Below are 24929 nucleotides of genomic sequence, written 5' to 3'. Positions count from 1 at the left end.
CGAGTACGGGCACGACAGCCTCAGTTGCCGCGACCCGGCATGACGGCGGCCGGGACAGGAGGCCGTGTACGTATGTGCTCGTGCACGGCACACACAGCGCGGGAGCGTACTGGCTGCCCGTCGCACAGGAGTTGACCCTGCGCGGTCACCGCGTCGTCCAGGTGGATCTGCCGCTGCACGGCTCGCAGGCGTTCGTCCCGGAGTCGTACCAGCGGCAGGACCTGGCGGCCATGGCCACAGAGCCCTCGCCCGTCGCCGCCCTCTCTCTGGACGACTACGAGACGCACGTCACGCGCATCGTCCGCCGTGCGGCGGCGCACGGCCCCGTGGTCCTGGTCGGCCACAGCCTGGGCGGCGCCACCGTGAGCCGGGTGAGCAACGCCGTACCGGAGCTGCTCCACCACATCTGCTACATGGCGGCCTTCTGCCCCAGCCCCGCCCTGCCCACCCCCGACGCCTGCACCGCGGCGCCGGAGAACGAGAACGCGCTCATACCGTTCGACCAGATCATCGGGGACCCCGAGCAGCTCGGTGTGATGCGGCTCAATCCCCGCACGGGTGACGCCGGGGACCTGAAGGCACTTCGGGAGATGATGTGCGCGGGCTATCCGGACAACGAGTTCCGGCAGCGGCTCGGGAGCATGCAGACGGACGAGTCGACCACGGCCTACGCGGGACGGGCCGTCGGCCGGGTGGAGACCTGGGGACGGCTGCCCCGCACGTACCTTCGCTTCGGCAAGGACCGGACGATCGCCACGAAGCTCCAGGACCGGATGATCACGGAGGCCGACGTCCGCACGCCGCTCAACCCGTTCCGAGTCCATGACTTCCCCGCCGCACCGCACATCGGCCCACTGGACCCGGCGCCGGTGGCGGCCGCACTGGCCGCGCTCTCTCCGTGACGTCCGGCCGTGGACAGAGCGACAACGGCTCCGGCCTGCCCTAGGTGCGCTTGATCGTGCGCACGGGCTCACCGGGCTTCCAGACCTCGACGACCAGGTACTTGTCGTCCTCGACGTAGGTCCGTGCGACTTCCGTCAGCTCGGTGCGGAAGAGGTGGAACGGCTCCGGCGGTTCCACCTCTTCGGTGTACTTGGCCTTGACCTCCGGGTCGGTCACCTCGATCGCCCGCCCGCTGATCCGCACATCGCCCCCGCCCATCGACTGGCCCTGACCGGGATTCGCCTGGAGCGCGAAACGCGGATCACGGCGCAGATCCAGGGCCTTGAGGGAGTCCGGCATCATGCCGAGCCAGAGTTCGCCGTTGAGGAAGCGGACCTCCAGGCCGGTGGTGCGCGGGGAGCCGTCCTTGCGGAGGGTGGCGAGGACGTGATGGGTGAAGGCGCCGAAGCGTTCCTCGACCAGTTCGGCCAGGGACGGTTCGGCGGTGGTGAAGGCTGCCCAGTTCATGAAGACGAGTGTGGCGCCGATACCAGACACCTTCTGTCCGATTTCGTTTGCACGCCTCTTCTTTACAAAACAGCTCTGTTCACTTGCGCTGACCGACGGTAACTTCCGCCCCGTAAAGGAACCCAGTGCAGGAGGAACCAATGCACGGGCCCACACCGCCCACACCCACGCCGCTGCCGACCGACCGGCTCCAGTTCGCCATGCCGCCGATGCACGAATCGGTCGACGACGAGCGCCGGCATCGCAAGGAGCGGCTCGCCGGCGCGCTGCGGATCTTCGGGCGGCTCGGCTTCGAGGACGGCGTCTCGGGGCACATCACGGCGCGCGACCCGGAGTACAGCAACTGCTTCTGGGTCAATCCGTTCGGGATGCCGTTCAAGCACGTCACCGTGAGCGATCTGGTGCTGGTCAACGCCGGCGGGCAGGTGATCGAGGGCCGCTATCACGTCAACCAGGCCGCGTTCACCGTGCACGCGCAGGTGCACGCTTCCCGGCCGGACGTCGTCGCGGTCGCGCACTGCCACTCGGTGTACGGCAGGGCGCAGTCGGCGCTCGGTGATCTGCTGGACCCGATCACACAGGAGAGCTGCGCCTTCTACGAGGACCACGCCCTGTACGACGCCTACACCGGGGTCGCCGTGGACGCGGTGGAGGGGCGCCGGATCGCCGCCGCACTCGCCTCCCGCAAGGCGCTGATCCTGCGCAATCACGGGCTGCTGACCGTGGGGGACTCGGTCGACGCGGCGGCCTGGTGGTTCCTGTCGCTGGAGCGGTCCTGCAAGGTGCAGCTGACGGCGAAGGCGGCCGGGCGGCCGATCCTCATCGACCACAAGGCCGCGGTGGCGACGCGTGAGCAGCTGGGCGGCGATCTGGTGGCGTGGATCAACTATCAGCCGCTGTGGCAGGACGTCAGCCGGAGTGAGCCGGATTTGTTGTCGTAGAGCGCGTGTTGCCGGGGAGGGGGTGGGGGTGGGGGTGGGGGTCGGATTGCGGGAGACGGGTCAGAAGCCCCGTAGCACCGCCGCCTTGGTCATCGCGAACTCCTCGTCCGTGAGCACGCCCTCGCGGTGCAGCTCGCCCAGCTCCCGCAGTCGTCGTAGGAGTACGTCGTGGTGGTCGGCCTGCGGCGGTACGGACGCCGCCAGTTGAGGGCGTGCGGTGTACTCGCCGAAGGCGCTGCCGGTGCGGGCCGACGGGTGCGGGAGCCTCGCGGTGACCGCGGTGGCGACCAGGGCCGTGAGCAGGTCGCGTCGGGCGTTGCCCCACAGGTCCAGGGCGTACGGGTCCTTCTCCGGGGGCAGTTTGGAGAACACCGTCTCGCGGGTCACGAAGCGCAGAAAGCCGTCCTCGTAACCGGAGTTGGGCAGCCATTCCACCTGTACGAGGTCGTCGATGCCGATGATCCGCGGGCCCGTCGCGCGTTTGACGCGGTCGGAGGTGTCGGACCAGTCGACCCGCACCTGCGTGCCGTCGAAGGAGACCGTGCCGTCGGAGGAACGGACCGAGACGGGAACCGGAGGGCCGGGCAGGAGATAGGTCTTGGTCGGGTCGCCCGGGATCTGGTCCAGGAGCAGCGCGTGGCGGATCTCCTCCGCCAAGTACTCGGCGACCCCGGAGCGGTCGATGTCCACGACGAGTCGGTACGGGTCCGCAGGATCGGGCAACCTGCCGCCCGTCGCCTGGAGAAGAGGGTCGGCGCCTTCCCTCAGCCGCATCCGCAGCCGGCCACGCTTGCGTTCGGGCTCGAAGACGATGCCGGAGATGGCCTCCAGCGGCACGGCGATCTCCCCGTACGTCTGCCGGAACAGCGACACGGAGCGGTGCAGGCCTGGCGTGATCCTGACCCTGCTGCCGTCGAAGGCCCAGGTCCCGTCGCGCTGGATGATCTCGGCCATAGGGAAATTCTCGCAGCAGGGTCAACACGGCGGGCCTCCCTTCCCCCGCGGTGACCAGACCTGCCGGACGGTGGGTGGGTGGCGTAGGGCACAATGCGCTCTCGTTGCAGGGGGTTGCGGGGGTACGGGGTTGCGCGCAGGTGGGCGGGACTCGGTCGTTGTGTGCATGCGGGTTCTGAGGAAAGTGGGCGTCGGGCGTGGCAGTGCAGGAGGCGAGGCAGGGTGGGGGCGCTGACATGGGCGGGCGTACAGGTGGGCACGAGGGTGGGTGCACATGCGGGGACTGTCCGCACGGCGCCCGTGCGGGGCATCGGCGAGCCGTCGCCGAATTCCTGCTGAAGCGGGACGAGTTCGCGGCGGGGCACGGTCTGCCCGCCGCCGTGGCCCACTCGGCCTCGGCCTCCCGCCAGTGGGTCTCCGAGGAGTTGACCCAGTCCGCGGAGTTCGTCGCCGAACGCGGCCGTGCCGAGGGCGAGGCCTGGCTCGTACGACTGTGGTGGCGCACGGCCTGTGCCGTGTGGGCGCTGGTCGTCCTGCTGCTTCTTGCGCAGGCGCTCACCGCGATCGGCGCCGGCTGGACGGCCGCCCGGACCGCCGGGTTGCTCGCCGCGCTGGTCGTGGCCGGGGCGCTCACGGCGGCGTCGTGGTTCCACCGGGCCCGCGGCGGTGCGCTCGCGCCGGTCATCGGTGACGACAACCGGCTGTCCACGTCCCGTGCGGTGGCCGGGGCGTGGGTGCTGTTCGTGGCCTACGCGGTGCTCGTGCTGGCCGGTCGTCTGGCGGTGGCCTCCGGACACGAGGAGCGCGACGCACTGATCGCCGGACTCGAACTCGCCCGGGGCGCGGGGGTCGTGACCGTGCTCGCCGTGGTGTGCGGGATCGCGGTGCTGGTGCGGCGGATCGTCGGCGTGCGGGTGCTGGGGCAGCGGCTCCAGAAGGTCCCGGCGGATCGGCCCCGGGCGGCCGACCTGCTGACGGACGACTCGGGGCGAGGGGCGTTCGCCGACATTCAGTACGTCGTCATCAGCGGGGTTGCCTTGCTGTTCGCGGCGGTGCGGTTGGCGCGACGGCCGGATCAGTTGCCCGATCTGCCATGGGGGTTGGCGGTCGTGGTGTTGATCTCGGCGGCGACCTACGTGGCCGGGAAGTATGCGGAGGGCGGCCGGCCGGTGATTCTGTCGGTGGTGCGGTCCCGGGAGGCCGGGGATCTGGACGGGCCCATCCGCACCGGTGACGACATCGAGATCCGGGGGGCCGGGTTCGTGCCGCCGGGGGCGCAGGGTGCGGCTCGGCTGTCGCGGATGGTCGTCCGGATCGGTGCGGTGCATGTGCATGTTCCCTTGGTGCCGGTGAGCGGGGGCTTCAGCAATCCCACGGATGCGGTGCTGACGGTGCCGGTGCCGGCGGATGTGGAGCCGGGGCGGGCGGAGGTGCAGGTGGTGACCGCTGCGGGCGTGGAGACCAACCGGTACGCGATCGACGTGACGGACTGAGCGACCCACCCCCGGCACCCATCCCGGTTGCGCGTGCCGCCCACCTCAACCGGGCCGACTCACCTCAGAAGCTGCACCAAGTCGGGAAAACTGGTCCGGGTGGGGTTGAGCGGTGCAGCCTGTTCGTGCGTATGGTCTTTTGAGGGGTCACGTCACATGCGGGCGAGAGGTGGCTACGAGCGATGACTCACGGCATTCGTACGGACACGCACCCCCCCTATCGCGACGGCGGCGGCGACTGGCGGGACACGGCCACCCGCTACGCCCTGCTCCCGCTCCGCGTCTTCCTTGGTGTCACCTTCATCTACGCGGGCCTGGACAAACTCACCGACAGCGCCTTCCTGAAGGACTCCGGTTCCGGCTCGGTCGGCGACCTGATGCGTACGGTGCGTGACTCGGCGGCGATCCCGGACCTGGTCGACCTGGCGTTGAAGAGCCCCGTCGGCTTCGGTTACGCCATCGCCTTCGGTGAGCTGGCCGTCGGTATCGGCACACTGATCGGCCTGCTCGCCCGTCTCGCGGCATTGGGCGGAGCGCTCATCTCCCTCAGCCTGTGGCTGACGGTCAGCTGGGCGACCGAGCCGTACTACTACGGCAATGACCTCGCCTACCTGATGGCCTGGCTGCCCCTCGTCCTCGCGGGCGCGCCCCTGTTGTCCTTGGACGCCTCCTTGCGGGCGCGACGGCGACAGCGGGCCGGGGGCTACCGGTAGCCCGGGTCCTCAGCTCGGCGCGTCCGGCTGGGCCTGTCTCGGGCTGGGCGTGCGGTGGCGTCGGCGGCGTATGCCGCGGGTGACTATGGCGGCCGTGGCTGCCAGGAAGAGGCCGACCACGACGAGCGGGATCACCGCGAACCACGGCGTCTCCCAGGCGCCGCCGGCATCGCCCGCATAGATGATGCCCGCGAGGGTCAGGAAGGCGCCCGCGATCAGCCTCCCGGGCTGTACTTCATGACGCAGCACGGCTCACCTCCGCTTGTCCCACGCCGACCCGGAGGTCGAGGTCGAGTGTCCCGGTGCTCTTGGTGCCCGAGGGGGGCGACAGAGTCAGCTCCTGGTGCCGGCCCGGTTGCACGTCCACGTCCCGTTGCTCGTCGCCCGGCAGCTGGATGTCGCCCACGCCCACGTCGATGGTCATCTTCACGGTCACGTCCTTGGGCACGATCACCTTCAGCCGGCCCACGCCGACATCGGCACCTGTGTCCAGTGTCTGGCCCTTGGTGAGGGGGACCCTGGTCAGGTCGAGGGTGCCGACGCCGGTGCCCAGCTCGTACTGCTCCGGTACGTCCGCCACCGCGGTGGGGCGCCAGGTCTCGTGCATCCACTGCGTGCCGATGTCCTTCGGTATGGCGGCCGACGCGGCGAGCAGGGCCGCCGTGATGACCGCGAGGAAGATCGAGCCTGCTCCCGTGCGCCCCAGGAACGCGCTGATGGCGATACCGAGGCCGAGGACTATGAGGGCGCAGGACAGCCCGGTCTGGAGGCTGGTGCTCAGTGGGTGTTCGTCCCAGGTGAGGCGGGTGCCCAGGCCTCCGGCGACGAGGGCGAGCAGGAAGGTCCAGCCGCCGATCCAGCGGGGGCCGCGCGGGCGGGGTGCCCGGGCGGGCGGGCGGCGGCGTGGGTCGTCGGGGCCGGCGTACGGGTCGAGGCCGATGTTGACGGCCGCCGCGATGTCGCGGGCGCGGGCGTCCGTCGGGCCCCAGAGATAGCCGGTGCCGCCCTCGTGCGTGCCGTCCTTGACGATGGGGTCGCGCCACCAGGAGGAGTGGGCGGCGGGGACGGGCGGGGCCTGGGCCTCCGGCGGGGCGTCCGCGACGGCCTGGGCGGCCAGAGGGTCGGGGTCGGGGGTGCTGCGGTGCCGGGACCAGTAGCCGGCGCCCGCGAGGAGCAGGGAGAGCACGACGGCGAAGGCCAGTACCCCGCCGTTGTTCAGCAGGGTCAGGAACACCCCGGAGCCGACCAGCGCGAACAGCACGGCCGTCAGCGCCTGACCGTCGACTCGGCCGGTCAGCAGCTTGCGCACCTCGTTCTCGTCCTCGTCGTCGTATGGGACGAAGAGCCAGGCGAAGCCGTAGAAGAGGAGGCCGAGGCCACCGGTCGCGGAGAGCACCGCGAGCGTGATCCGGAAGATCACCGGGTCCATGTCGCACTGCCGCCCGAGCCCGGAACACACCCCTGCGAGCATCTTGTGCCGCCGGTCGCGCCGGAATCGGTGGGGCGGGCCGGGGAGGTCGGTGGGGGCAGGGGCATCGGTGGGGGTGGGCGCATCGGCCGTTCCGTCCGCTCCGCCTGCCGCGGCCGCCGAAGTGACCCCTGGCGCCCGCGCGGTTCCCTTCTCGTGCGCGCGAGGCCCCTGCTCCGCGGCGGGCGCGGCATCCTGCGGCCCGGCGCCCGGAGTGGGACGCGGGCCGGAGCCGGGTCCCGGACCCGTCGCGGCGTGCTGGTGCTCTGTCATGAGTCCATGGTGACGGGCGCAGCGCCGTGGCGGGAGTCGGAATGACCCTGGTCGGACCCTGATATCCGCCCTGAGCCGGAGCCGGGGAAGCGTTCGACGAGGGCTGCTGTCGAAGATCAGGGGAGTATCGGGGGTCGACCCTGATGCCTTGGCCCGCCGGGCGTGTGAACATCGATGGCATGCCGGACGCCGCAACAGCGCCACTCGTCGAACCGCGGCCGCCGCGCAAGCTCTATCGCAGCAGTGACGGACGCTGGCTGGGGGGCGTGGCGCGGGGGCTCGCCGGGCATCTCGGGCTGCCCGTGATCTGGGTGCGGCTCGTCTTCGTCGGCCTGTTCATGGCGGACGGGCTCGGCGCTCTGCTGTATGCGGCGTTCTGGTTCTTCGTGCCGCTCGGCGTCGGCGGTGTCGAGGCACAGCGGCCGCCCTCCCTCGTCGGCACCGAGACCTCGCCGGACGGCCGCCGCAGACTCATCGCCCGCAAGCCGGACAAGGGGCAGATCGTCGCCCTGCTCCTCATGGTCGTCGTGGCCATGGTCTTCGTCGGCAGTGTGAATGTGGGCAGCGGCGCCCAGGCGTATCTGGTGCCGGCCGTGCTCGTCGGCGCGGGCGTCGCCCTCGTCTGGCGCCAGGCGGACAACTCGCGCCGGGCCCGCTGGGTCGAGGTCGGCCGCCGCAAGCGCACGCTCACCCTGCTGCGGGCCGTGGCCGGCGTGCTGCTGGTCACGGCGGGCGTCTCCGGCATCTTCGTCCTCCAGGGGTCCGCCGCCCACCTCGGCTCGGTCCTCCAGGCGGCCCTCGCGGTCCTCGTCGGGATAACTCTCCTGGCCGGTCCCTACCTCGTGCGCATGACCCAGGACCTGTCCGAGGAGCGCCTGATGCGCATCCGCGCCCAGGAGCGCGCCGAAGTCGCCGCCCACGTCCATGACTCGGTGCTGCACACCCTGACCCTGATCCAGCGCAACGCGGAGAACGCGAACGAGGTCCGCCGCCTCGCCCGCGCCCAGGAGCGCGACCTGCGCACCTGGCTCTACAAACCCGAGGGCACCGGAAAGGACGAGGCGGACGAGCCGACCACGCTCGCGGAGGCGGTGCGGCGCAACGCGGCGGAGGTCGAGGACAAGCACGGCGTCCCCATAGAGGTCGTGGTGGTCGGCGACTGCGAGCTCGACGACAGAATCGGTGCACAAATGCAGGCCGGACGCGAGGCTATGGTCAACGCCGCCAAGTACGGTGGCGAGGGAGGCGCTGTCCAGGTCTTTGCCGAGGTCGAGGGGAACAAGGTCTTCGTGTCCGTCCGGGACCGCGGACCTGGCTTCGATCTCGACTCGATACCCGCCGACCGCATGGGTGTCAGAGAATCGATCATCGGCCGCATGGAGCGCCACGGCGGCTCGGCACGGCTGCGTGCGGTGCCGGACGGCGGCACGGAGGTCGAGCTGGAGATGGAGAGGGCGGAGAACACGTGATGAGCGACCCGACTGAGGCGAACGAGCCCGTGGAGTCGACCGGCGGGAGCGCGGACGAGCGGCATGTGCGCGTGGTCCTCGTCGACGACCACCGCATGTTCCGTACGGGCGTACAGGCGGAGATCGGCCGGACCGACGAGACCGGCGTCGAAGTCGTCGGCGAGGCCGCGGACGTCGACCAGGCGGTCACGGTCATCACCGCGACCCGGCCCGAGGTCGTCCTCCTCGACGTTCACCTTCCGGGCGGCGGCGGGGTCGAAGTGCTGCGCCGCTGCGCCCCGTTGATGGCGGACGCCGAGCAGCCCGTCCGCTTCCTCGCGCTGTCCGTCTCGGACGCGGCGGAGGATGTGATCGGCGTGATCCGCGGCGGTGCGCGCGGCTATGTCACCAAGACCATCACCGGCACGGACCTCGTCAACTCCATCTTCCGCGTCCAGGAAGGCGACGCCGTCTTTTCGCCGAGGCTGGCCGGCTTCGTCCTGGACGCCTTCGCCTCCACCGACGCCCCGCCGGTCGACGAGGACCTCGACCGCCTCACCCAGCGCGAGCGCGAGGTCCTGCGGCTGATCGCCCGGGGGTACGCCTACAAGGAGATCGCCAAGCAGCTGTTCATCTCCGTGAAGACGGTCGAGTCGCATGTCTCGGCGGTGCTGCGGAAGCTCCAGCTGTCGAACCGGCATGAGCTGACGCGTTGGGCCACGGCACGACGGCTGGTCTGAGGACGCACGAGTCGGTACGACCGCCGCGGTTCAGTGGTGCCCGGGCCGCGGTGACGGGCCCAGTACGCGCAGGGCCCAGCGGTAGTGCCGTACCGCCTTCACCACACCGATCAAGCCCGTCAGCCACAGGATCGTGCCGATGCCCATGCCGAGGACGACGTCGCTGTGACGCGCCCGGCCCGGCTCCGCACCGGCCGCCGAGGTGAACGACTCCCACAGGCCGATCGCGCAGAGCACGACGGAGGAGAGCAGCCAGAAGAGGCTGAGGCCGGGGGAGCGCAGACCGACGTCCGTCGATGGGTCGCTGTCCAACTGGAGCCAGGCATCGAGGAGTTGGCGTATCCGCTGGTCGCGCCGGATGGCGACGGCGACGGCGATGACGGACGGAGCCAGGGCGGCGAGGCCGAGCAGCGCGAAGAGCGGGCCGAGGACGAAGCCGAGCGGATCCCTCTCCTCGATCTGCTGCAACGGGACCACCAGCAGTGCCCACCCGATGATCGCGGCGAGCGCCAGCAGCCACAGCAGCAGTACCCGGTGCACCCCGATGCTGCACCGGTGCAGCTCCTCCAGCGCACGTCCCCGGTCGGCCAGCAGGGCCGCACGGTCCGGCCACATCCTGGTGTGGGGCGGCGGGGGTGGCGGTGGCAATGGGGAGCCGGGCATCGACACCTTCTCGGGGGCACGGGACGTCGTACGCAGCGTTTCGCAGACGCTACCTACGAAGCGTTTCGCAGACGCTACCGCGTCGCCGTGAGCATGCCCACGCCCACTGGTGTGCCGAAGGGCGCCTTCACGCCACCCGCGTCGCCCCCGCAAACGGCATCTCGTCGATCGGCGCCAGCCGCACCGGGGCCGAGGGGTTGGGGGCGTGGATCATCATCCCGTTGCCGACGTAGAGGCCGACATGACTGATGCCGGAGTAGAAGAACACCAGGTCGCCGGGGAGGAGTTCGGCGTGGGAGACGCGGCGGCCGGCGTCGATCTGGGCGTATGTCGTACGGGGCAGGGAGATGCCCGCGGTGCGGTACGCCGCCTGCATGAGGCCCGAGCAGTCGAAGGCGTCCGGGCCGGTCGCGCCCCACGCATAGGGGCTGCCGAGTTTCTGGTAGGCGTACGAAACGGCTGCGGCCGCACGGGAGTTGGGTGCCGCCGGCGATCCCATGAGCCCCTCCCGCGCACCAACGCGTGAGGCGCGGCCGGTGTCCTGCCCGAGCCGGGCCCGTTCCTCGGCCGTCAACCGGGACAGCAGACGCCGGGCCGAGTCCAGCTTGCCGGTGATCGTCTTCTTGTGCCGCTTCAGCTCCGCCTGCCGCGACGAGAGCGAGGTCAGCTCGATATGCGCGGCGCCGCGCAACTGCTCGATCTCGCGCAGCTGTTTGCGCACCCGGTCGACGGACGCGGCCTGGCGGCTGCCCGCACGTTCGGCGAACTCGGCACCCTGGAGGTATCCGTCGGGATCCTCGGAGAGGGCGAGCTGGAGCGCGGGGTCGAGGCCGCCGTCGCGGTAGTGCGCGGCCGCCATCGAACCCAGGGCGTCGCGCTCGGAGTTGAGCTTCTCCGTCTTGCGTGCCGCCTCGTCCCGCAGCGTCCCCAGCTGCTGCTCGGCCGCCTCCGCCTGCTCCTTCGCGCCGTTGTACTTCTCGGTGGCGATCTCCGCCTCCTGGTACAGCTGGTCCACCTTCGCCTTGACCTGCGCGGGCGTCAGATTCGGCTCCGCGTGTCCGGTCCCGTCGAGGCCGGTCGCGGTCGCCGCGCCCGCGAGGGCGATCGTGGCGGCCGTACGGACCGAAGTGCCTGCGGTCGAACGTTGTCGGGGCTTGCGGTGCGCTGCCACGTGGACCTGCACGTCCTTTCGTCCGACCGCCGCTGCGTGGGGCATGAGCGGTTGCGCGTCCGGCGGCGGCCCGCACAGGGGGAGCAGGCCGCCGCCGGACCTTCTCGGCGGTGGTGATCGACTGCCGCCCCTGGCCCGGGCGGCGGTGGGGAGCCGGTCACCTGGTGGAGGACGCTAAACCCGGATGTGTCGGACTGGTAACGCATTGCGCGGAACTGGCGCGAGCAGGCCGCGCGTTGACCGTATGTGACCGTGATCCCGTTCCGGGGCCGTCGACTTCACACAGGGCGCTGACCGAAGTGAGGGTTCGGGGACGCCAGGGAGTGACGGGGTGCTATGGGCCGCATATATGCAACATGGCTGTGCCGGGCCGGTGTCATGTGCCCGTACGCCGCTGATTAGGCTCCGGCCTCATGGACGTACTCATCCATCTCTTCGTCGGCCTGCACATCATCGGCATCGCCTCGCTGCTCGGCGGCTTCCTCACCCAGATGAAGGCGATGGGCCAGGGCACCGCCCGCTTCGTCCCGGCGATGCTGCACGGCGCGCTGACGATGCTGGTCACCGGCGCGATCCTGGTCGGCCTCAACCAGGCCGACGACCAGCCCGTCGACAACATCAAGATCGGCGTGAAGCTGGCGCTGCTGGTCGTGATCCTCGGCCTGGTCTATGTGAAGCGCGACGACGAGAAGGTGGAGAAGCCGCTGTTCGGCCTGGTCGGACTGCTGACCACGGCGAACATCTTCATCGCGGTGCTGTGGACCTGACGTCCTGAGCCGCGGCGGCGGACGTGACGGCGGCCCGTGCGGCCGCGATCGTGCCTACGGCGACCGCGAGCCAGGCGGCCACCGCGAACCACAGCAGCACCTCGCCCAGCCCGTCCAGCCACGGCACATCGAGGGCTGAGGACACCGAGAGCGTCGCCGCCGCCGTCATCCCCATCGGGAACACCGTCGACCAGCGCCGCACGTCGTAGCTCACCCGGGGCCAGGCGAACTCGGCGACGAGCAGAACGGCGTACCAGGCCAGGTCGAGCACGAGCAGTACGGCGGTCATGAAGCGCAGGACGTCGGTGTTGTCGTCGTTCCAGAGATACAGGCCCGGGCTGTCGGCGGCGACGAGTTTCGACCCGGCGAGCGCCGAGATGGCGAGCGCCCCGCCGGCCACCCACTGGTCACCGGCCCCTTCGGTCACCTGCCGCAGATCGAAGCAGGCCAGCGCGACGCCGTAGAGCAGCAGCCCCAGCCAGAACAGCACCATGGCCGCCTGCGCGAGCCAGGCCGAGCCCTCGGCGGCGGCCAGGGTGGCGCCGAGTACCGCGAGTCCCTGGGTGGCCACACAGCCGAGGAACACCGCGCCCGGCATACGTCGCCGCCAGTGCAGTACGACGGTGACGAGCAGCGCCGGCCACAGCACGACGGACAGTGCGAGCAGCGCCTCGGCGAGCGTCTGCCGGTCCAGGGCGGAGAAACGGGTGCCGAGGACCGTCGTGGCGGCCACGGCGGTGAGCGCGCCCGGTGTGGCCGCCTCCGCCACCCACCGTTCGCGCTCCCACAGCAGCCGTACGACGAAGTCCGCGGCCAGCCCCAGCCAGAGCGCGCAGGCCACGGCGAGAGCGATACGGGACAGGACCTCGTACCCCGTCAGATGCAGACCGACCGACACGATGCCGGTCGCCATCACGGCGGCACCGGCCGCCGGCGGGCGCTGCGCCCACCAGGCGCGGAGGGGGGAGGGACGGGGCATACGCCCGATGCTAAGGAGCGACGCGCGTCGTGCGGGCGGGGCACGCCCACGTCCCTGTGGGTTCTCGGCACTCTCTCAGGACGGCGGCGGCTCGGTGTTGAGCCGGTCGGCGGGCACCCGCTCGATGCGGGTCCAGCCCTTCCAGCCCCGTTCCTCCAGGATCGCCAACAGCCGCGCGGCACCCGGTGAGGACTCGACCATGGTTGAGTCCAGCAGGTCGACGAACTGGTCGTCGATGCCGTCGTCGGCACCCACCTCGCCGGCCTCCACGGCGCGAATCATCAGGCGCTCCATGATGTCGGCGACCTCGACGATCCGCGGGTCGTCGTCCGGCCAGTCGAGCGCCTCGTTGAGAAGTCTGTAGAGCTTCACCATGTCGGGGTCGTCCAGCTCCTCGTGCTTCTTGGCGATCAAGGAGTCGATCAGGTCCGGCACCTGGGCGGCGATCATGATCCAGGCGTCCCGCTCCATCTCGATGTACTGCTCCTGGACCCCGAGACCGCGCAGCCGGTCGAGGTAGTCGACGACGCTCTGCGGAAGCGCCAGGTGCTCTCCGGCGGCGAGCCTGGCGAGCCGTTTGCGGGTGCCCTCCAGCCGCCGGATCTCGGCGCGCAGGTCCTTGTCGATCCCCCGGACGCCATCGGCGAAGTCCTCAGGGCCGGCGTCGAGGAGTTCCTGCACCCGGGCCAGCGGCACGCCGGCGTCCGCCAAGGTGTGGATCCGGATGAGTCGTACGACCGCGGCGGCGTCGTAGGTCCGGTACCCGGACCGGTCGCGTTCCGGCTCGGGCAGCAGACCTATCTTGTGGTAGTGGCGTACCGCCCGCACCGTCACCCCGGCGTGCCGTGCCAACTGGCTGATGGTGAGCATGTTTCCCAGCCTGCCTCAGGCGATCTTCCGGCGATAGGCGGCCATCGCGAAGGCGTACGCCACGACGAGGATGCCGACGCACCAGGCGAGGGCCGTCCAGATGTCGTCGCCGACCGGCTGCTCGGTGAACAGATCGCGGATCGTGTTGACGATCGACGTCACCGGCTGATGCTCGGCGAACCAGCGCACCGGGCCGGGCATGGTCTGCGTGGGCACGAACGCCGAGCTGACGAACGGCAGGAAGATGAGCGGGTAGGCGAACGCGCCCGCGCCCTCGACCGACGCCGCGGAGAGCCCGGGGATCACGGCGATCCACGTCAGGGCCAGGGTGAACAGGAAGAGGATGCCGGCGACCGCCAGCCATGCCGGCACTCCCGCCCCCGAGCGGAAACCCATGAGCAGCGCGACACCCACGACGATCACGAGCGAGATCAGGTTGGCGACCAGAGAAGTCACCACATGGGCCCACAGCACACCGGACCGTGCGATCGGCATGGACTGGAACCGCTCGAAGATCCCGCTCCTCATGTCGGTGAACAGCCGGTAGGCGGTGTACGAGATGCCCGACGCGATGGTGATGAGCAGGATGCCGGGCAGCATGTAGTTCACGTACGAAGCCGACCCTGTGTCGATCGCGCCGCCGAACACATAGACGAACATCAGCATCATGGCGACCGGCGTGATGACGGTCGTGATGATGGTGTCCACGCTGCGTGTGACATGGCGCAGGGTCCGCCCGGTGAGAACAGCCGTGTCGCCGAGGAAGTACGCGGTCATCCTCGTCCCCCCTGGGTGTTCGTGCCGATGGCCTCGCTCTTGGCCTCGCTGCCGATGATCGCGAGGAAGATCTCCTCCAGGGTCGGCTGCTTCTCGACGTACTCGACCGTGGCCGGCGGGAACAGCTGCTTGAGCTCGTCGAGGGTGCCGTTCGCGATGATCCGACCCTTGTGGAGGATCGCGATCCGGTCGGCGAGCTGCTCGGCCTCGTCCAGGTACTGCGTGGTGAGCAGCACGGTCGTTCCGTACTCGGCGAGTTCCTTGACGGCATGCCACACCTCGATGCGCCCCTCGGGGTCGAGACCGGCGGTCGGCTCGTCCAGGAAGATCACCGACGGATTCCCGATGAGGCTCATCGCTATGTCCAGCCGGCGGCGCATCCCACCCGAGTACGTGGACACCTTCCGTGCGCCCGCGTCGGTCAGCGAGAAACGCCTCAGCAGGTCGTCCGCGATCGCGCCCGGATCATCGAGGTGGCGCAGCCTGGCGACGAGCACGAGGTTCTCCCGACCGCTGAGGATCTCGTCGACGGCCGCGAACTGCCCGGTGAGGCTGATGGACTCCCGCACGTCCGCCGGTTGCGCGGCGACGTCGAAGCCATGGACGCCGGCCGTCCCCGCGTCGGCCTTCAAGAGCGTGGCGAGGATCTTCACGGTCGTGGTCTTGCCCGCCCCGTTGGAGCCGAGCAGGGCGAAGACGGTGCCCCGCGCCACGTCGAAGTCCACACCCCGCAGCACTTCGAGCTTCCCGTACGACTTCTCCAGACCCCGCACGCGAATCGCCGGACCGGCGATCGGTTGCGCCACCATGGTCATCCGCCTCCTCCGCGGAGCTTCCCGCCGACTGCGAGAAGCTCCTGCCGGAAGGATGGAGGGTTGACCCGGCGTCAAGGTCAAGCGCGGTCCTGCGGAGCCCTCAGGCCGGCCGCACCACGCTGTGGATCGACGACTCACCGTCGTAGTAGATCGACTCCTCGCGGACATAAGCCCCCGGCTTCGGCGCGTGGATCATCATCCCGTTGCCGATGTAGATGCCGACGTGGCTGATGTCGTCGTAGAAGAAGACCAGGTCGCCCGGCTGGGCGGCGGAGAGGGAGACGGTCGTGCCGGCGTTCACCTGGTCCCAGGTGGTGCGCGGGAGGGAGATGCCGGCGGCGTTCCAGGCGGCCTGGGTGAGGCCGGAGCAGTCGTAGGAGTCGGGGCCGGTGGCGCCCCACACGTACGGCTTGCCGACCTGGGAGCGGGCGAAGGCGAGGACCTTCTCGGCCTTGGCGGCGTACGAGGAGTCGGTCACGGAGGTGCCGGGGGAGTCCGACGCACTCGAGCCGCTCTCCTGCTGCGCCGCCTCCTGGGCCGCCGCCTCCGCAGCGGCCTGCTGCTTCGCGAGTTCCGCGGCCTTGCGCGCGGCCTCCTGCTGCTTCTGCTCCTCGATCGCCGCGAGCCGCGCCTTCTCCTCGGCGGTCAGCTTCGACAGCAGCTCGCGCGCATCGGTGAGCTTCTGCTGGACGGTCGTCTTGGCCGTCTTCAGGTCGCCCTGCGACTCGTTGAGCGTCTCGAGGCTCGCGGTGGCCTCGCGGCGCTTGTCCATCGTCTCGGACTGCTGCGTGACGAACTCGTCGACCGCTTCCTTCTGGCGGCCGGTCATCCGGCTCATCAGCTGGGTCTGGTCGAAGTAGTCCTGCGGGGTGTCCGCGAGCAGGAAGGTCGCGGTGTCGGGTGCGGAGGCGCCGGTCCGGTACTGGGCCGCGGCGAAGGAACCGAGCTCCTCGCGCGCCTCGTTGAGCTTCTGGGTGCGCTGGGCGACGTCGTCGAGGAGGGTGTCGACGCGCTTGCGCTGCTTGGTGGTCTTCTCTTTCGCGGAGTTGTACTTCTCGGTCGCCGACTCGGCCTGGCGGTACAGGTCGTCGACCTTCTTCTCGACCTCTTCGAGACTCGGCTTGTCATCGGTCGAGGGTGCGGCGTTGGCCGTCTGGGACAACAGGGCCACGGAGGTGAGGGCCGCCGTTGCCAGGGCGGGGGTCCGTATGCCTGCTACGCGCGTACCCGAAGGACGCGACTTGCGGTGCGACGCCAAGGGAGGCGACTCCTTCCATGGTCCGCCTACCGAGTTAGCTGTCGGGTTCGGGCGGGTGGTTCGGAAGGGTTGCCCTACGACCGTTCCCCGAAGGGAAGTCCGGTCGATTCACCCCAAGTTCGGTGGGTCCCCGGCTCCGGTCTGCCCAGGGGGACGCGCCGGATTAGGCGGAGGCCGCGCGGCCCGGCGACGTTCGCCGGTGGGGGTCGTACGGCCTGGAGGAACGCTAGCCAACTCGTGTGGCCTCTGTGAAGGTTGATGGGTGATATGCCCGATACATTTTCGTGACCTTAGCCCAGAAAATCGCGCGCCGTGGTCAATCCGGAAGGGTCTGCGGTGACTTGTTCGTATTTTGTCCGGAGTGACGGCGTCCGCCCGCTTCGGGCCGGTAGCTTCCAGCCAGCCACGGTCGGGAGCCGTGGCGGCTGAGAGGGAGTACGGCCATGAGGAAACGCACCGCACTCGTCATCGCCACCGGAGTCGCACTCACCGCCACCGCGGGCATCGCCCCCGCGAGCGCCGACGCCGGACACGACGGCCGGACCGCCGGCAAACCGGTCGTCCGCGTCATCGCGACCGGCCTCGACAATCCGCGTCAGCTGTCGTACGACCACGGGCGCCTGTACGTCGCCGAAGCCGGCCGTGGCGGCAAGAAGTGCATCGGGGAGGGGCCGGAGGGCGAGACCTGCATCGGTCTCAGCTCGGCGGTCACCAAGATCTACTGGGACGGGGGCGCGTGGAAGCACCACAGGGTGGTGCAGGGGCTCCCCTCGGCCGCCGCCCCGGACGGCGGCGGCGCGACCGGCGTGGACGGTGTCTCCGCGCTGCACGGCAAGGTCTGGGGCGTCGAGACCTTCGCCCCGCCGGAGGCCGGAGTCCCCACGACCCCGCCCTGGAACAAGCTCGGCAAGCTGCTGAAGATCACGCACGGCAAGGCGAGGACCGCTGCGGACATCTCGGCCGTGGAACTGAAGTACAACCCGCACAAGGCGTCCGTGGAGTCCAACCCGTACGCCGTCCTCGCGCTCCCCGACGGCCGCAAGATCGTCGCGGACGCCGCCGGCAACGACCTGATCGAGGTCTCGCGGTCGGGCCGGGCCCGCCCCTTCACCGTCTTCCCGGACCACGACAAGAACCAGTCCGTCCCGACCTCCCTGGCCCTCGGCCCCGACGGCAAGCTCTACGTCGGCGAACTCAACGGCGAGACCGAGAAGCCCACCGCGCGCGTGTGGCGCGTCGACCCCTGGACCGGCAAGATCCTCGGCTGGAAGTCCGGCTTCGGCTCGGTCACCGGCATCGCCTTCAACACCAAGGGCGACCTGTACGTCAGTCAGCTCTTCGCCGGCCAGGTGACCAAGGTCTCGCACGGCAAACGGACGAGCGTCAAGGTCCCGTTCCCGGCAGGCGTGGCCGTCGACCCGTACGACGGCAAGGTCTATGTCTCGGCCTGGTCGATCGCGGACCGGGACGGTACGGACCTGGGGCAGGGCAAGACACCGGGCGGCCAGGTCTGGAAGATCCTCGGCTTCTGATTCTGAAGCGGCCGGGGGCTCGCGCACTCTGAGACCCTTACGGCTTCGGAAATCGGCGATGTTCTCAGGGCGGCGGCGGGTTGTCAGTGGGGCGCCTTAGGGTCTGTCCGATGGCCCGGTTCGGAATTCACGCCGGTGCCCGATCAACAGACCCGAGCGGGGTCTGGTGCGTGCAGCTGCAAGGCGGAGGAGGGAGTCGACGCGATGGGGGTCCCCCCGGTCGAGCGAAGCCGAGAGTGGGGGAGTCGGCGACTGACGACAACGCGGCAGATGTGCGTGCCAGACCCCGCGACCCCCGGACTGGGCCATCGGGCAGGCCCTAAACTCGGAGAGCGATGAGCAGCCTCTTTGATGACAGCTTCCTGGCGGACCTCCAGGCCCCGCGGGCCCATGCGGAGGAACCCCCGCCGCCCCCCGAGGACGATCATGTACCGGAGCCGGTTCCGGATGATCTGTTCGCCGGGAAGTTCGACGCGCCGCCGGACCGGGACGCGTACTACAGGGACGGCGCGCACCGGCCGGCGGTCGACCCGGCGCAGCTCCTGGAAGGGCTGAACGAGAACCAGAGAGCGGCGGTCGTCCACTCGGGCTCTCCGCTGCTCATCGTGGCCGGCGCCGGCTCGGGCAAGACGCGTGTGCTCACGCACCGCATCGCGTATCTGCTCGGCGAGCGGAGCGTGCACCCGGGCCAGATCCTCGCGATCACCTTCACCAACAAGGCCGCCGGCGAGATGAAGGAGCGCGTCGAGCAACTCGTGGGCCCGCGCGCGAACGCGATGTGGGTGATGACCTTCCACAGCGCGTGCGTGCGCATCCTGCGCCGGGAGAGCAAGAAGCTCGGCTTCACCTCGTCGTTCTCGATCTACGACGCCGCCGACTCCAAGCGTCTGATGGCCCTGGTCTGCCGCGACCTGGACCTCGACCCCAAGCGCTACCCGCCCAAGTCCTTCAGCGCCAAGATCAGCAACTTGAAGAACGAGCTGATCGACGAGGAGGACTTCGCCGCCCAGGCCACCGACGGTTTTGAGAAGACCCTCGCCCAGGCCTACGCGATGTACCAGTCGCGCCTCCGCGAGGCCAACGCCCTCGACTTCGACGACCTGATCATGACGACGGTCAACCTCCTGCGAGCCTTCCCGGACGTCGCCGAGCACTACCGCCGCCGCTTCCGGCACGTCCTGGTCGACGAGTACCAGGACACCAACCACGCGCAGTACGCCCTCGTCCGCGAGCTCGTCGGCACCGCCGAGCGTGCCCCCGAGGACGTCGACGTACCCCCCGGGGAGCACGACCTGCTCCCCGCCGAACTGTGCGTCGTGGGCGACGCCGACCAGTCGATCTACGCCTTCCGCGGCGCGACGATCCGCAACATCCTCCAGTTCGAGGAGGACTACCCGGACGCGACGACGATCCTGCTGGAGCAGAACTACCGCTCCACCCAGACGATCCTCACCGCCGCCAACGCCGTCATCGAGCGCAACGAGTCCCGCCGCCCCAAGAACCTCTGGACCAACGCGGGCGCGGGCGCGCGCATCACCGGCTATGTCGCCGACACCGAGCACGACGAGGCGCAGTTCGTCGCCGAGGAGATAGACCGTCTGACGGACGCGGGTGACGCGAAGGCCGGCGACGTCGCGGTCTTCTACCGTACGAACGCCCAGTCCCGTGTCTTCGAAGAGGTCTTCATCCGCGTCGGCCTGCCCTACAAGGTCGTCGGCGGCGTCCGCTTCTACGAACGCAAGGAGGTCCGGGACGTCCTGGCCTACCTGCGCGTGCTGGCCAACCCGGAGGACTCGGTCCCGCTGCGCCGCATCCTGAACGTGCCCAAGCGCGGCATCGGCGACCGCGCCGAGGCGATGATCGACGCCCTGTCGCAGCGCGAGAAGATCAGCTTCTCGCAGGCACTGCGCCGCGTCGACGAGGCGTACGGCATGGCCGCCCGGTCGACGAACGCGGTCAAGCGGTTCAACGTGCTCATGGAGGAGCTCAGGACGATCGTCGAGTCGGGTGCCGGACCGGCGACCGTCCTGGAGGCCATCCTCGAACGCACCGGCTACCTCGCCGAATTGCAGGCCTCCACCGACCCGCAGGACGAGACCCGGATCGAGAACCTCCAGGAACTCGCGGCCGTGGCCCTGGAGTTCGAGCAGGAGGCCGGGGAGGGCGAGGCCGCGGGCGGACTCTCCGCCTTCCTGGAGCGCGTCGCCCTGGTCGCCGACTCCGACCAGATCCCCGACGAGGACGAGGACGGCTCCGGCGTCATCACCCTGATGACCCTGCACACCGCCAAGGGCCTGGAGTTCCCCGTCGTGTTCCTGACCGGCATGGAGGACGGCGTCTTCCCGCACATGCGCGCCCTCGGCCAGACCAAGGAGCTGGAGGAGGAGCGGCGCCTGGCATACGTCGGCATCACGCGCGCGCGTGAACGGCTGTATCTGACGCGGTCGTCGATGCGGAGCGCGTGGGGGCAGCCGTCGTACAACCCGCCCTCGCGCTTCCTGGCGGAGATCCCGGACCAGCACGTGGACTGGAAGCGGACCGGTGCCTCCGCGGCTCCGGCGGGCCCGGTCTCCGGTGTGGCCGCCTCGCTGTCCTCGTCCCGCTCGTCGGCGTCGGGTGCCTCCGGCTTCGCCACGCGGCGGACCTCGGAGAAGCCGGTGGTCGCGCTGACGGTCGGCGACCGTGTCACGCACGACCAGTTCGGTCTCGGCACGGTGATGGCGGTGAAGGGCACAGGGGCAAACGCGGAGGCGACGATCGACTTCGGCGACACCAAGCCCAAGCGGCTGCTGCTGCGGTACGCGCCGGTGGAGAAGCTCTGACGGTGCCGGGCCCTCGCTGAACGGCGGGGGCCCGCAGGCACGTTACGTCGGATCCAGCCCGTGGCTGCGCAGCCACGACAGCGGGTCGATCGCCGAACCGCCGGCCGGCCGCACCTCGAAGTGCAGATGAGGACCGGTCGAGTTGCCGGAGTTGCCGGAGTAGGCGATCGCGTCGCCGGCTTTCACGGTCGTACCGGAGGAGACCTGGTAGGTGGAGAGGTGGCAGTACCACGTCTCCGTACCGTCCTTGTCGGTCACGATCATCATGTTGCCGTAGGAGCTGTTCCACTCCGTACGGACGGTGCCGTCGGTCGCGGCCATCACCGTCGTGCCGTACGGGACAGGGAAGTCGATGCCGGTGTGGACGGACATCCAGTTGATGCCGGACTGGCCGAAGTAGGCGCTCAGTCCGTTCTGGGCGACGGGCACGGCGTACTTGGGGCGTAGTCGCTCCTTGCGGGCCGCCTCCGCCGCCGCCTTCTTCTTCTCGGCCTCCTGCTGGGCCTTGAGGTCGATGCGCTCCTGCGTACGACTGGCCCGGTCGGCGAAGTCGTCGGCGCCGGCCGAGAGGCTCTCCAGCTGGGTGTCCAGCTTGTTGTTCGCGGCGGCCGGTTTCACGGACTTCGTGTCCGCCGCGGTCGTCGACGTGTCACCGCTGTCGCCGGTCAGAGTGCCGACGGACGCGGCGGCGATCCCCGCGACACCCATGACACACGCCGACGGCACGGCAACCGTCAGCAGCGCGGAGCGCTTGGCGGGCATACGGCGGCGGGAGCGGCCCGCGCCACGAGCGGCCGCGCGGGACGAGGGCGCGGGGCGCGGCGCCGGGGCGGCCTCCTCCTGGTCGTCCAGCAGTGGTGTTACGGCAGGCAGCTCACCGGTGGAGACGGTGTGGTCCAACCCGTCCTCGCCCTGGGCGGGTTCGTCGTACGAGACGTGCTCGAACGTCGCCGTCGCCTGCTGGTCGAAGGACTGGCCCTGCTGCTCGTACTCGTCGGCCGTGTGTGCGGTGCCGTCCGAGTTCCACTGCGTGGCGTCGTACGCGCCGGTGTCGAAGGTCTGCGCGCCCCATTCCCAGTGCTGGGTCTGGTCCGCGGGGGTGCCGGACTGCTCGGCCTGCTGCCAAGTACCCGAATCCCACTGGCCGGTGGCGTCGGGGCCGGTGGCCTGCGGCGGGATGGCGGAGAGCGGCTGGTAGCCGTTGGTCCAGGCGGTCGTGTCGTACGCGCCGGTGTCGTACGCGGCGTGGTGCTGGGCCGCGTAGGCGTCGTAGTTCAGGGCCTGTTGGCTGCCCGTCGACCATTGGGCGCTGTCGTACGAACCCGTGTTCTCGCCCGGCATGCAGCCGAACAGGGGGTCGGCGTCGAAGGTCGGGGCGGCGTAGGCGCCGGTTTCCGTGCCCGCGGGAATACCGTTCGCGGCGTAGGAGTCGTACGTGGTGAAGTCACCGTACTGGGCTTCCTGTCCGCCGTACGACGCGTAATGCGCCGAGGCAGCGTCGGAAGCCGGGGCCGGGGAGGTCATGGTCCCCGACGGGTGACGTTCGTTCACCAACTTCTCTCTCGCCTCGACAACAGGGGCTGCCAGAGCAGTGCGGCGACTGTACCCGGCAGTACGCGGGCGCGACAATCTTCGGCAGGTTTCGCGCCTTCAGGAAACGGGCATTCGGCCGTGTTTCGGGGGACTGCGGGCGCGGGTTTGGCCTTGCGTTCGAAGAGTGTTCGATGTCGCCGGGCTCGCTGAGGGCTCTCAGCGAGCTGTGCCGCGGCTGTTTTCCTGTTGTGCGGGGCGGGGTGTCGTCACGCCACTGTCAGGCCGTCGGTGCGTGCGGCGGTTTCGGCTCCTGTCTGTGCGGTGTCGAGGGCCTGCCGTATGCCGGCCGCGACAGCGGGGTGCACGGGCAGGGCGAGATGTCCGATGCCGCTCACCCGGACGTTGTGCGCCAGCAGGTCGGGATGGTCGATGCGGGCCGTCTCCAGCGGGTCCATCAGGTGGTCCAGGTCGCTCCAGAAGCTCACGAACTGCGTACGGCAGCCGGGCGCCGGCTGGGTGAGCTCCTCGAGGACGTCCGAACCCGGGCGCATCTGGCGGACGATCGGGTGTGCGTTCATCAGCGGAGCCACCCGGGTGCCCGAGTGCGGGGTGCCCAGCGTCACCAGCGTCCTGACGCGGATGTCACCGCCCAGGCGCTGTGCGTAATAGCGGGCGATCAGCCCGCCGAGGCTGTGGCCGACGATGTCGACCTGCTTGCTGCCCGTGCGCTCGCAGATCTCCTCGATGTGCCGGGCGAGCAGTTCCGCTGCGGTGCGTATGTCGCAGGTCAGCGGAGAGTAGTTGAGCGACTCGACCCGGTGCCTGCCGTGCTGGGCGAGATTGCGGCGCAGCAGGACGAAGACCGAGCGGTTGTCGATGAAGCCGTGCAGCAGGACGACCGGGGGTTTGGCCTCCGTCGGCAGTTGCGCCGTGTCGGGTGCGGGGAGCGCGGCGGCGGTGTCGCGGCGCTCCTGGGTGATGCCCGAGGGGTAGAGGAGGAGGTGTCCCGCGAGGATGGCGAGGTCCAGGGCGGTCGCCTTCAGGAGGGTCATGGACATCCCCGCCGGCTTGCTGGGGAGCAGGCTCTGGCAGAGGGGGAGAAAGGGCAGTACCGCCCTGGTGACCTTCATGGCCGACCTCCTGTCGGCACGCGGAAGGACGGCTCCGTCCCCCGTGTGCCCTCATGGGAAGCCGTGCCGAGGGCGGCCGACGGTGCGCGAGCGGGGCACGTGGGGTGGGTGCGGCGGGTGGCCTGAGGTGCGCCCGCGGTGCGAGACGCGCCTGTGGTGCCGATGAAGCGACGAGGCGCCCTGTCGGTGTGGCGACGAGAGTCCCCGCTGTCGTGCCGTACCTGTCCTACGTGCCCTGCGTGCCACCGTCGGTGCGCTGCACCGCCACGGCGCGCGGCCTGCGGCGCGGTGGTGCGGCTGCCTCGATGCGGCTCCCGGTGCGCTTGTTCCCTCCACGGCCCTTGTGTCGCAGGAGTCTGCGGCGCCTGGGAGGCCGCAGAGACGCGGAACGGTGCGCGGCTAACGTGTCCCAATGTGTGATTTCCCCCTCGGTCGGCACCGCGAAACTGCCGGTTGCGGGATGCTGGAGATAACGTTCGTTCACTTCCCCGGCCGGTTCGGTGTGAGGTGTCCGGGCCGTCGCGGCGCACTCGGTGCGGTGGACGGCGGCGGACACGGCATGCGCGACCGGTACGGCACAGGTGATGTGCGGGGTACGTATCGGTACGGATGCATGTAGTCGCTTCATGGAGGCAGTGATGGGTGTGGCAGCCGGTCCGATCCGCGTGGTGGTGGCCAAACCGGGGCTCGACGGTCACGATCGCGGGGCCAAGGTGATCGCGCGGGCGCTGCGCGACGCCGGCATGGAGGTCATCTACACCGGGCTGCACCAGACCCCGGAACAGGTCGTCGACACGGCGATCCAGGAGGATGCCGACGCGATCGGCCTGTCCATCCTGTCCGGCGCCCACAACACCCTCTTCGCCGCTGTGATCGACCTCCTCAAGGAGCGTGACGCGGAGGACATCCTGGTCTTCGGCGGCGGCATCATCCCCGAGGCGGACATCGCTCCGCTGAAGGCGAAGGGGGTTGCCGAGATCTTCACACCCGGGGCCACGACGGCGTCGATCGTGGACTGGGTCAGGGAGAACGTGCGGCAGCCCGCAGGCGCGTAGACGCTCCGCTGGGAGTGCCGTGATGGGTGGTGGCGCCATGGGTCGTTGGGTGAGTGCGGTGCCGTCGTGGCTGGTCGCGCAGTTCCCCGCGCCCCTTGGGGCGTTTGCGGGGGCGCT

At 70.0% G+C, this 24929-nt stretch carries 23 protein-coding genes and 1 riboswitch; of the genes, 10 read left to right on the top strand and 13 right to left on the bottom strand.

Going from position 1 to position 24929, the window contains the following annotated elements; translation table 11 throughout:
- Window positions 1-74 precede the first annotated feature (74 nt).
- Entirely contained in the window at window positions 75-902 is an 828-nt protein-coding gene (locus tag ACIHFB_RS35310; RefSeq protein ID WP_365280904.1) for an alpha/beta hydrolase, read from the top strand.
- A 40-nt stretch (window positions 903-942) separates the two neighbouring features.
- On the opposite strand, the gene ACIHFB_RS35305 is transcribed toward ACIHFB_RS35310, so the two are convergent.
- Window positions 943-1410: a pyridoxamine 5'-phosphate oxidase family protein gene (locus ACIHFB_RS35305; RefSeq protein ID WP_400129050.1), complete on the bottom strand. Its 468-nt coding sequence runs from the start codon at window positions 1408-1410 to the stop codon at window positions 943-945.
- A gap of 140 nt (window positions 1411-1550) precedes the next feature.
- On the opposite strand from ACIHFB_RS35305, the gene ACIHFB_RS35300 reads away from it, so the two are divergent.
- Window positions 1551-2351: a class II aldolase/adducin family protein gene (locus ACIHFB_RS35300; protein WP_365280898.1), complete on the top strand. Its 801-nt coding sequence runs from the start codon at window positions 1551-1553 to the stop codon at window positions 2349-2351.
- A 60-nt stretch (window positions 2352-2411) separates the two neighbouring features.
- Here ACIHFB_RS35300 and ACIHFB_RS35295 read toward each other — a convergent pair whose 3' ends face one another.
- Window positions 2412-3305, bottom strand: coding sequence for a DUF4429 domain-containing protein (locus ACIHFB_RS35295; RefSeq protein WP_400129049.1), 894 nt, complete (start codon window positions 3303-3305; stop codon window positions 2412-2414).
- A 197-nt stretch (window positions 3306-3502) separates the two neighbouring features.
- Between ACIHFB_RS35295 and ACIHFB_RS35290 the strand changes: the two genes are divergently transcribed.
- Together ACIHFB_RS35290 and ACIHFB_RS35285 are read left to right on the top strand one after the other, a co-directional pair.
- Window positions 3503-4798, top strand: a complete 1296-nt coding sequence (locus ACIHFB_RS35290; protein WP_365280893.1) for a hypothetical protein — start codon at window positions 3503-3505, stop codon at window positions 4796-4798.
- A gap of 182 nt (window positions 4799-4980) precedes the next feature.
- Entirely contained in the window at window positions 4981-5511 is a 531-nt protein-coding gene (locus ACIHFB_RS35285; protein WP_365280890.1) for a DoxX family protein, read from the top strand.
- A 9-nt stretch (window positions 5512-5520) separates the two neighbouring features.
- On the opposite strand, the gene ACIHFB_RS35280 is transcribed toward ACIHFB_RS35285, so the two are convergent.
- Window positions 5521-5760 carry a hypothetical protein gene (locus tag ACIHFB_RS35280; RefSeq protein WP_365280887.1) on the bottom strand — a complete coding sequence of 80 codons (240 nt, stop codon included), beginning with the start codon at window positions 5758-5760 and terminating at the stop codon, window positions 5521-5523.
- The gene (locus ACIHFB_RS35275; RefSeq protein ID WP_400129048.1) at window positions 5747-7252 is read right to left on the bottom strand and encodes a PspC domain-containing protein; all 1506 of its coding nucleotides are present in this window, start codon (window positions 7250-7252) and stop codon (window positions 5747-5749) included. Before ACIHFB_RS35275 ends, ACIHFB_RS35280 begins: the two co-directional genes overlap by 14 nt.
- Window positions 7253-7395: 143 nt before the next feature.
- On the opposite strand from ACIHFB_RS35275, the gene ACIHFB_RS35270 reads away from it, so the two are divergent.
- Entirely contained in the window at window positions 7396-8721 is a 1326-nt protein-coding gene (locus ACIHFB_RS35270) for a PspC domain-containing protein (RefSeq protein WP_365280882.1), read from the top strand.
- Complete coding sequence (locus tag ACIHFB_RS35265) at window positions 8721-9440, top strand: response regulator transcription factor (RefSeq protein ID WP_365280879.1); 720 nt, start codon at window positions 8721-8723, stop codon at window positions 9438-9440. The genes ACIHFB_RS35270 and ACIHFB_RS35265 overlap by 1 nt, the downstream gene beginning before the upstream one ends.
- A 30-nt stretch (window positions 9441-9470) precedes the next feature.
- On the opposite strand, the gene ACIHFB_RS35260 is transcribed toward ACIHFB_RS35265, so the two are convergent.
- Together ACIHFB_RS35260 and ACIHFB_RS35255 are read right to left on the bottom strand one after the other, a co-directional pair.
- A complete protein-coding gene (locus ACIHFB_RS35260) occupies window positions 9471-10103 on the bottom strand; it encodes a hypothetical protein (protein WP_365280876.1) in 633 nt (210 codons plus the stop codon).
- A gap of 127 nt (window positions 10104-10230) precedes the next feature.
- Window positions 10231-11274, bottom strand: coding sequence for an NlpC/P60 family protein (locus tag ACIHFB_RS35255; protein ID WP_400129047.1), 1044 nt, complete (start codon window positions 11272-11274; stop codon window positions 10231-10233).
- A 413-nt stretch (window positions 11275-11687) separates the two neighbouring features.
- Here ACIHFB_RS35255 and ACIHFB_RS35250 point away from each other — a divergent pair, with 413 nt between their 5' ends.
- The gene (locus ACIHFB_RS35250) at window positions 11688-12041 is read left to right on the top strand and encodes a hypothetical protein (RefSeq protein WP_365280870.1); all 354 of its coding nucleotides are present in this window, start codon (window positions 11688-11690) and stop codon (window positions 12039-12041) included.
- Here ACIHFB_RS35250 and ACIHFB_RS35245 read toward each other — a convergent pair.
- The 5 genes from ACIHFB_RS35245 to ACIHFB_RS35225 all read right to left on the bottom strand — a co-directional run bounded on the left by ACIHFB_RS35245 (window position 12019) and on the right by ACIHFB_RS35225 (window position 16740).
- Window positions 12019-13020: a tellurite resistance/C4-dicarboxylate transporter family protein gene (locus ACIHFB_RS35245; protein WP_365280867.1), complete on the bottom strand. Its 1002-nt coding sequence runs from the start codon at window positions 13018-13020 to the stop codon at window positions 12019-12021. The two genes, ACIHFB_RS35250 and ACIHFB_RS35245, sit on opposite strands and share 23 nt — an antisense overlap.
- Window positions 13021-13095: 75 nt before the next feature.
- Window positions 13096-13890 carry a MerR family transcriptional regulator gene (locus ACIHFB_RS35240; protein WP_365280864.1) on the bottom strand — a complete coding sequence of 265 codons (795 nt, stop codon included), beginning with the start codon at window positions 13888-13890 and terminating at the stop codon, window positions 13096-13098.
- A 15-nt stretch (window positions 13891-13905) separates the two neighbouring features.
- Window positions 13906-14667 carry an ABC transporter permease gene (locus ACIHFB_RS35235; RefSeq protein ID WP_365280861.1) on the bottom strand — a complete coding sequence of 254 codons (762 nt, stop codon included), beginning with the start codon at window positions 14665-14667 and terminating at the stop codon, window positions 13906-13908.
- A complete protein-coding gene (locus ACIHFB_RS35230) occupies window positions 14664-15476 on the bottom strand; it encodes an ABC transporter ATP-binding protein (protein WP_400129046.1) in 813 nt (270 codons plus the stop codon). The genes ACIHFB_RS35235 and ACIHFB_RS35230 overlap by 4 nt, the downstream gene beginning before the upstream one ends.
- Window positions 15477-15582: 106 nt before the next feature.
- Complete coding sequence (locus tag ACIHFB_RS35225) at window positions 15583-16740, bottom strand: NlpC/P60 family protein (protein WP_365280855.1); 1158 nt, start codon at window positions 16738-16740, stop codon at window positions 15583-15585.
- Window positions 16741-16747: 7 nt separating this feature from the next.
- A riboswitch (cyclic di-AMP (ydaO/yuaA leader) is annotated at window positions 16748-16920 on the bottom strand.
- A 263-nt stretch (window positions 16921-17183) separates the two neighbouring features.
- Between ACIHFB_RS35225 and ACIHFB_RS35220 the strand changes: the two genes are divergently transcribed.
- Complete coding sequence (locus tag ACIHFB_RS35220; RefSeq protein WP_400129045.1) at window positions 17184-18272, top strand: ScyD/ScyE family protein; 1089 nt, start codon at window positions 17184-17186, stop codon at window positions 18270-18272.
- A 335-nt stretch (window positions 18273-18607) separates the two neighbouring features.
- A complete protein-coding gene (pcrA, locus tag ACIHFB_RS35215) occupies window positions 18608-21094 on the top strand; it encodes a DNA helicase PcrA (protein ID WP_365280849.1) in 2487 nt (828 codons plus the stop codon).
- 42 nt (window positions 21095-21136) lie between these two features.
- Here pcrA and ACIHFB_RS35210 read toward each other — a convergent pair whose 3' ends face one another.
- Both ACIHFB_RS35210 and ACIHFB_RS35205 read right to left on the bottom strand, forming a co-directional pair.
- Window positions 21137-22645, bottom strand: a complete 1509-nt coding sequence (locus ACIHFB_RS35210) for a M23 family metallopeptidase (protein WP_365280846.1) — start codon at window positions 22643-22645, stop codon at window positions 21137-21139.
- A gap of 248 nt (window positions 22646-22893) precedes the next feature.
- Window positions 22894-23757, bottom strand: a complete 864-nt coding sequence (locus ACIHFB_RS35205; RefSeq protein WP_365280843.1) for an alpha/beta fold hydrolase — start codon at window positions 23755-23757, stop codon at window positions 22894-22896.
- A 638-nt stretch (window positions 23758-24395) separates the two neighbouring features.
- On the opposite strand from ACIHFB_RS35205, the gene ACIHFB_RS35200 reads away from it, so the two are divergent.
- Window positions 24396-24812, top strand: coding sequence for a cobalamin B12-binding domain-containing protein (locus ACIHFB_RS35200; protein WP_400129044.1), 417 nt, complete (start codon window positions 24396-24398; stop codon window positions 24810-24812).
- Window positions 24813-24929 lie beyond the last annotated feature (117 nt).

It is taken from the genome of Streptomyces sp. NPDC051963, from assembly GCF_044593495.1.
Classification (GTDB): domain Bacteria; phylum Actinomycetota; class Actinomycetes; order Streptomycetales; family Streptomycetaceae; genus Streptomyces.
The sequence above is the reverse complement of the archived record's forward strand: the minus strand, read 5'-3'. Positions and strand labels throughout refer to the sequence as shown.